The 6,924-nt window shown below is 72.2% G+C and carries 5 protein-coding genes; 2 read left to right on the forward strand and 3 right to left on the reverse strand.

Features of this window, described 5'->3' with window-relative positions:
• The first annotated feature begins 173 nt into the window (after positions 1-173).
• The gene (locus GA0115240_RS35355) at positions 174-1,934 is read left to right on the forward strand and encodes an NAD+ synthase (protein ID WP_093743258.1); all 1,761 of its coding nucleotides are present in this window, start codon (positions 174-176) and stop codon (positions 1,932-1,934) included.
• A 28-nt stretch (positions 1,935-1,962) separates the two neighbouring features.
• Here the strand turns inward: GA0115240_RS35355 and GA0115240_RS35360 are convergent, their stop codons facing one another.
• The 3 genes from GA0115240_RS35360 to GA0115240_RS35370 all read right to left on the reverse strand — a co-directional run bounded on the left by GA0115240_RS35360 (position 1,963) and on the right by GA0115240_RS35370 (position 5,378).
• The gene (locus tag GA0115240_RS35360) at positions 1,963-2,883 is read right to left on the reverse strand and encodes an endonuclease/exonuclease/phosphatase family protein (protein ID WP_370673411.1); all 921 of its coding nucleotides are present in this window, start codon (positions 2,881-2,883) and stop codon (positions 1,963-1,965) included.
• A 273-nt stretch (positions 2,884-3,156) separates the two neighbouring features.
• Positions 3,157-3,789 (reverse strand): TetR/AcrR family transcriptional regulator, encoded by a 633-nt coding sequence (locus tag GA0115240_RS35365; RefSeq protein WP_093743262.1) that lies wholly within the window; start codon positions 3,787-3,789, stop codon positions 3,157-3,159.
• Entirely contained in the window at positions 3,786-5,378 is a 1,593-nt protein-coding gene (locus GA0115240_RS35370) for an MFS transporter (protein ID WP_093743264.1), read from the reverse strand. The genes GA0115240_RS35365 and GA0115240_RS35370 overlap by 4 nt, the downstream gene beginning before the upstream one ends.
• Positions 5,379-5,539: 161 nt before the next feature.
• On the opposite strand from GA0115240_RS35370, the gene panB reads away from it, so the two are divergent.
• The gene (panB, locus tag GA0115240_RS35375) at positions 5,540-6,448 is read left to right on the forward strand and encodes a 3-methyl-2-oxobutanoate hydroxymethyltransferase (protein ID WP_093743265.1); all 909 of its coding nucleotides are present in this window, start codon (positions 5,540-5,542) and stop codon (positions 6,446-6,448) included.
• The last annotated feature ends 476 nt before the right edge of the window (positions 6,449-6,924 follow it).

Here is a 6,924-nt window from a genome sequence, read left to right on the forward strand (position 1 = left end):
TTTGTCAGACACGGCCTAGGCCGGCTTCCGGGCCGGTGGCCGGGGGACGGGCCGGACCCGCCGCGGGGGGTGTCCGGCCCGTCCCCCGGCCACCGCCACGCCGTCCCGCCGCCCCCGGGGGCCGGTCAGCCGCCCGCAGGGCATCGCGTCGGAATGACGATTACACTGGTGCCGTGCCTCAACTTCGCCTCGCCCTGAATCAGATCGACTCCACCGTCGGCGACATCGCCGGGAACAGCGAGTCGGTCCTGCGCCGGACCCGGTACGCCGCCGGGCAGGGAGCCCACCTGGTGGCGTTCCCCGAGATGATGCTCACCGGCTATCCGGTGGAGGACCTGGCCCTGCGGTCGTCCTTCGTCGAGGCCAGCCGCACCGCGCTGGTGGATCTGGCCGGGCGGCTGGCCGCCGAGGGGCTGGGCGAGGTGCCGGTGGTCGTCGGCTACCTCGGACGCAGCCAGGACGCCCGGCCCCGGTTCGGCCAGCCGGCCGGCGCCCCGCAGAACTGCTGCGCGGTCCTGCACCGCGGCAAGGTGGCGCTGCGCTTCGCCAAGCACCACCTGCCGAACTACGGCGTCTTCGACGAGTTCCGCTACTTCGTGCCCGGCAACACCATGCCGGTGGTCCGGGTGCGCGGCGTGGACGTCGCGCTGGCGATCTGCGAGGACCTGTGGCAGGACGGCGGCCGGGTGCCCGCCACCAGGACGGCCGGGGCCGGTCTGCTGCTGGTCGTCAACGCCTCGCCGTACGAGCGGGACAAGGACGACACCCGCCTGGAGCTGGTCCGCAAGCGCGCCCGGGAGGCCGGCTGCACGCTGGCGTACGTGGCCATGGTCGGCGGCCAGGACGAGCTGGTCTTCGACGGCGACACGATCGTGGTCGGCGAGGGCGGCGAGGTGATCGCGCGGGCGCCGCAGTTCGCCGAGGAGTGCGTGCTGCTCGACCTGGAGCTGCCGGCCGCGCCGGCCGCCGTTCCGGCCGGCCGGGTGGCTGACGGCCTGGAGATCCAGCACGTCACCCTCTCGGCGGACCCGGTGGCGCCGTACGAGCCCGAGTACACCGGCACCGAGGCCGAGCGGCTGGGCGACGAGGCCGAGGTCTACGCGGCCCTGGTCACCGGCCTGCGGGCCTACGTGCGCAAGAACCACTTCCGCTCGGTGCTGATCGGCCTGTCCGGCGGCATCGACTCCGCGCTGGTCGCCGCCATCGCCTGCGACGCGGTCGGCGCCGAGAACGTGCACGGCGTCTCGATGCCCTCGGCCTACTCCTCGGAGCACTCCCAGGGGGACGCCGCCGAGCTGGCCCGCCGGACCGGGCTGGAGCTGCGGACCGTACCGATCGCCCCCATGTTCGACGCGTATATGAAGGCGCTGAAGCTGACCGGGCTCGCCGAGGAGAACCTGCAGTCGCGGCTGCGCGGCGTGACTTTGATGGCCGTCTCCAACCAGGAGGGCCACATCGTGCTCGCGCCCGGCAACAAGAGCGAGCTGGCGGTGGGCTATTCGACCCTCTACGGCGACTCGGTGGGCGCCTACGGCCCGATCAAGGACGTCTACAAGACGACGGTCTTCCGGCTGGCCCGCTGGCGCAACGCGGTGGCGGCCGAGCGGGGCCAGACCCCGCCGATCCCGGAGAACTCGATCAGCAAGCCGCCGAGCGCCGAGCTGCGCCCCGGCCAGATGGACTCCGACTCGCTGCCGGACTACGACGTGCTGGACCGGGTGCTGGAGCTGTACGTGGACCGCGACCAGGGCCGGGAGGCGATCGTGGCGGCCGGCTTCGACCCGGAACTGGTCACCCGGGTGCTGAAGCTCACCGACACCGCGGAGTACAAGCGGCGCCAGTACCCGCCGGGCACCAAGATCTCCCCGAAGGGCTTCGGCAAGGACCGCCGGCTGCCGATCACCGACCGGTGGCGCGAGGGCGAGGGTTCGTAGGCCCGCCGCGGCGCGGGGGCCCCAGGGCTCAGGGCAGTTGCAGGCGGGCGGCGACCGGCAGGTGGTCGCTGCCCGTCCTCGGCAGTGTCCAGGACGACCGGGGCTCGACGCCCTTGACCATGATCTGGTCGATCCTGGCCATCGGGAAGGCGGCCGGCCAGCTCAGGCCCATGCCGTTGCCGGCCGCGCCCTGCGTGGAGCGCATCTGCGAGGTGACCGAGGCCAATGCCCGGTCGTTCATGGTGCCGTTGAGGTCCCCGAGCAGCACCACGCTGTGCACGGGCTCGGCCGCTATCGCCTGCCCGAGCGCGTCGGCGGCGTTGTCGCGCTGACCGGCGGTGAAGCCGGCGTTGAACTTCACCCGGACCGACGGCAGATGGGCCACGTAGACCGCGACCGGCCCGTGCGGGGTGCGGACCGAGGCCCGCATCGCCCGGACCCAGCCCATCCGGATGTCCACCGAACGCACCCCGCTCAGCGGGTACTTGCTCCACAGCCCGACCGTGCCCTCCACCGCGTGGTACGGGTACGCCGCCGCCAGGCCCTTGGCGTAGCGCGGTTCCTCGGACTCGGCCAGCTCCTCCAGCGCCACCACGTCGGTGCCGGCCTCGACAAGGTCGCGCGCGGTGCCGTCCGGGTCCGGGTTCTCGGCGTTGACGTTGTGGGTGAGGACGGTGAAGTCGCCGCCGGCCGCGGACTTGTCGGTGAGCTGCCCGCCGAAGAGGTTGAGCCAGATCAACGACGGGACGAGCAGGGCGATCAGCGCGGTCGCCGAGCGCCGCACCACCGCCACCGCGAGCAGGACCGGCACCGCCAGGCCCAGCCAGGGCAGGAACGTCTCCAGCAGGCTGCCGAGGTTGCCGATCCGGTTGGGCACGTCGGAGTGGAAGAACAGCAGCACGGCCAGCAGCAGGGCGATCAGCGCCGTGATGATGCCGCGCCGCCACATGCCGGCCGGCTGCCACCACCGCAGGAAGCGGGCGCTGAGCCGGGCATGCGCCCTGGAGGCGTTCGGGTGCGGCTTCCGGCCGTCCGTGTTCGCGTCCGTGCTGCTCTGCGCCTGGGTCATGAGGATCCTCGCTGCCTTGCCGGGTGCTCTGCCGACCTTAGGGGATCGGTACATGAAGCGACGGGCTGCGGGGTCCGGCGGGTTCCGTGGCGCGGCCGGGAAGCGGACTGCTGTGACAAGACCCGCACAAAACCGGGCAAGATCGCACCGGGGTCAGGGACGCGGGCGCAATCCCCCCAGCAGGGTGTCGACCACCCGCTCCGCGAGATCGGGCTCCAGCGGCGCGTCGGGACGCAGCGTGGCCCGTACCAGCACCGGGCCGACGACCATGTCGGCGAGCAGGTCCAGATCCCCGCCGGCTCCCGGGGCGATCTCACCGGAGGCGACGCCCCGCTCCAGCAGGTCGATCAGCATCCGGCGCCGGCCGGCCACCACCGTGTCGTGGTAGCGGCGCCACAGCTCCGGGTTGCTCTGCGCCTGCGCCACCATGGTGCGCAGCAGCGCCGATTCACGCTTGGCCAGGCTGCGCTGCCGGATGTACTCCACCGCGGCGATCAGGTCGTCGCGCAGCACGCCGCTGCTCTTCAACTGCGGTGGCCCGTCGACCTCGGCGAGCACGTCGAGCAGCAGCGCGTCCTTGCCCGTCCAGCGGCGGTACACCGTCGCCTTGCCGACGCCGGCCTCCCGGGCGATGCCCTCGACGGTCAGGTCGCTGAAGGTGGTGCCCTCGGCGATCAGCCGCACGACGGTGTCGATCACCGCCCGGTCGACCGCCGCGTTGCGCGGACGCCCGCGCCGCGCGGCGGCCGCCGCCGGCGGGACGTCCGCGGCACCGGACGAACTCAACTCTCCACACCCGCCATCTCGCGTTCCGGCGAGCCGCCGGGCGCCGCGGTGGGAGCGTCGGACTTGGCGGGCAGGAAGACCGCGGCGACGACCGCGCCGAACAGCGCGACTCCCGCGGAGGCGGCGGCGGTGATGTGCATCGCGTGCAGGAAGGCGTCGTTGGCGGGCTGGACCAGGACCTGGCCCTTGGCGCCGAGCCGCTCGGCGACACCGAGGGTGGCCTCGATGGATTCGCCGGCCGAGGCCCGCTGGGAGGCGGGCAGCGAGCCGAGGTGGTCCTGGACGCCGCTGCGGTAGAGGGTGGACATCACCGAGCCGAGGACGGCCACTCCGAGCGCGCCGCCGACCTGGCGGAAGGTGTTGTTCACCGCCGAGCCGGAGCCGGCCTTCTCGCGGGGCAGCGACGACATGATCATCACGGTAGCAGGCGGCATGACGTGCGCCATGGCGGTGCCCATCAGGAAGAACAGCACTTCCAGCACCCAGATGGGCGTGGTCCGGCCCAGCAGCAGGAAGCCGAGGAAGGACACCCCGGTCAGCGCCATGCCGCCGGCGCAGACCGCCCGGGCGCCGATCCGGTTCACCAGCAGCCGGGCCCGGGGCGCGAAGACCATCTGGGCGGCGGCCAGCGGGAGCAGCAGCAGGCCGGACTGCAGGGCGCTGTAGCCGCGCACCGACTGGGTGTAGAAGACGATGAAGAAGGTCACGCCCATCAGCGCGAAGAACACCAGGCCGATGGCGGCGACCGAGGCGGAGAACTGCCGCTTCTTGAAGTAGCGGACGTCCAGCGCCGGGTGCTCGGTGCGGGCCTCGTAGCGGACGAAGGCCGCCAGTACGACCAGGCCGGCCACCGAGGTGGCCCACACCTCGGGGCGGGTGAAGTCCCCGTACTCGCCGCCCTTGATGATGCCGTAGATCAGCAGCACCAGGCCGGCGATGGAGGTCAGTACGCCGACCGGGTCGAGCCGGCCGGGACGCGGGTCCTTGGAGTCCGGCACCAGCAGGAACATCGCGATCAGGCCGACCACCACGATCGGCACGTTGATCAGGAAGACCGAGCCCCACCAGAAGTGCTGGAGGAGCAGGCCGCCGGTGATCGGGCCGACCGCGATGGCCAGGCCGACCACCCCGGACCAGATGCCGATGGCCCGCGGCTGCTCGTCGCGCTCGAAGACGTTCATGATGATCGCCAGGGTGGCGGGCATGATGAAGGCGCCGCCCAGGCCCATCAGGCCGCGGAAGGCGATCAGCTGGTCGGCGGAGCCGGCCATCGCGGAGGCCGCGGAGCCGGCGCCGAACACCAGCATGCCGAAGAGCAGCACCTTCTTGCGGCCCAGCCGGTCGCCGAGCAGTCCGGCGGTGAACAGCAGCCCGGCGAAGACCAGGGTGTAGGAGTTGATCGACCATTCGAGCTGGCTCTGGGTGGCGCCGAGCCCGGTCGGCGCGGGCTGGGCGATGGTCTTCATCGCCACGTTGAGGATGGAGTTGTCCAGGACGACAACGAGCAGACTGAGCAGCAATACGGTGAGGATCGCCCAGCGGCGGCGGTGGACCTCAGCCGGCACGGTGGCGGTTATGGGTTCGGCCATGGTCCGAGCCTAGGGGCGATTTACGATACGAGCCCGTCTCGTATCGTAAAGCTGAGGTAAAAAGAGTCCGCCCCTTTCCGGACCGGGCCGCCCGTGCCAGCATGGAGGTGATCCGGGGACGCCGTAAGGGCGCCTCGAGATGAGTTGAAGGAGCCGTCACCATGACGCAACTTCCGGCTGCCCAGCAGCCCGGCACCGGCCCCGAGGCGGACCGGAGCACGACCGCCGCCCCCGCGGCCGACCACCCGAAGGCGCTCTACGCAGGCACCGGCACCCGCCGGATCACCGTCCGCGACCTGGCCGGCGCCAAGGAGCGCGGCGAGAAGTGGCCGATGCTCACCGCCTACGACGCGATGACCGCCTCCGTCTTCGACGAGGCCGGCATCCCCGTCCTGCTCGTCGGCGACTCGATGGGCAACGCCCACCTCGGCTACGACTCCACCGTGCCCGTCACCATGGACCACATGGCGATGCTGTCCGCCGCGGTGGTCCGCGGCACCCGGCGGGCGCTGATCGTGGCCGACCTCACCTTCGGCTCCTACCAGGAGGGGCCGGTGCAGGCGCTGCGCAACGCCACCCGCCTGGTCAAGGAGGCCGGCGTCGGCGCGGTCAAGCTGGAGGGCGGCGAGCGCTCGCTGGCCCAGACCGAGACGCTGGTCGAGGCCGGCATCCCGGTGATGGCCCACCTGGGTCTGACCCCGCAGTCCTTCAACACCCTCGGCTACCGGGTGCAGGGCCGCGGCGACGAGGCCGCCGACCGGCTGATCCGGGACGCCAAGGCCGCGCAGAACGCCGGCGCCTTCGCGCTGGTCCTGGAACTGGTGCCGGCCGAGGTGGCGGCGGAGATCACGCGTTCGCTGCACATCCCGGTCATCGGCATCGGCGCGGGCCCCGACACCGACGCCCAGGTCCTGGTCTGGACGGACATGGCGGGCCTGACCGAGGGCAAGGTGCCGCGGTTCACCAAGCAGTACGCCGACCTGCGCCGGACCCTCGGCGACGCGGCCCGCGCCTTCGCCACCGACGTGATCGGCGCCGCCTTCCCGACCGAGGCGCACACCTTCCACTGAGCCTGTTTTCGCCGCCTTCTCATCTCCGGGGCCGTCCGTCGCCGCGGCGGGTTCCGGTGCGTCGCCGAGTGCCGGTACGCCGGGGCCGACCGCGTAGTTCCCGCGCGCCCCTGGAGGGCATCGCCCGAGCAGGACGTGCCCCGCAAGGGGCGCGGGGAACCGCGCGACCGGCACACAACGGCCCGCGGCCGACCCGGCAACCCCCCGGGGCACTGCCGGAGCCAGCCTCCGCCGGTCCCGGCGGGAAGATTTTCCGACGTTCGCCCGGAGATTTTGAGACAACCGGCGATCCAACCCGTATGTCCCGATGAGCGCCGCTGACGCGGCGACCCTCGCACATACGGGAAGTCACCATGACCCTCTCCAACCGCGGCCGGACGGCCACCGGCGCCGTGTTCGCCGCGACCTTGGCCCTTACCCTCTCCGCCTGCATGTCCTCCGGCTCGTCCGGTTCCGGCTCGGACTCCGGCTCCTCG

The organism is Streptomyces sp. DvalAA-14, assembly GCF_900091855.1.
In the GTDB taxonomy this organism is placed as follows: Bacteria; Actinomycetota; Actinomycetes; order Streptomycetales; family Streptomycetaceae; genus Actinacidiphila.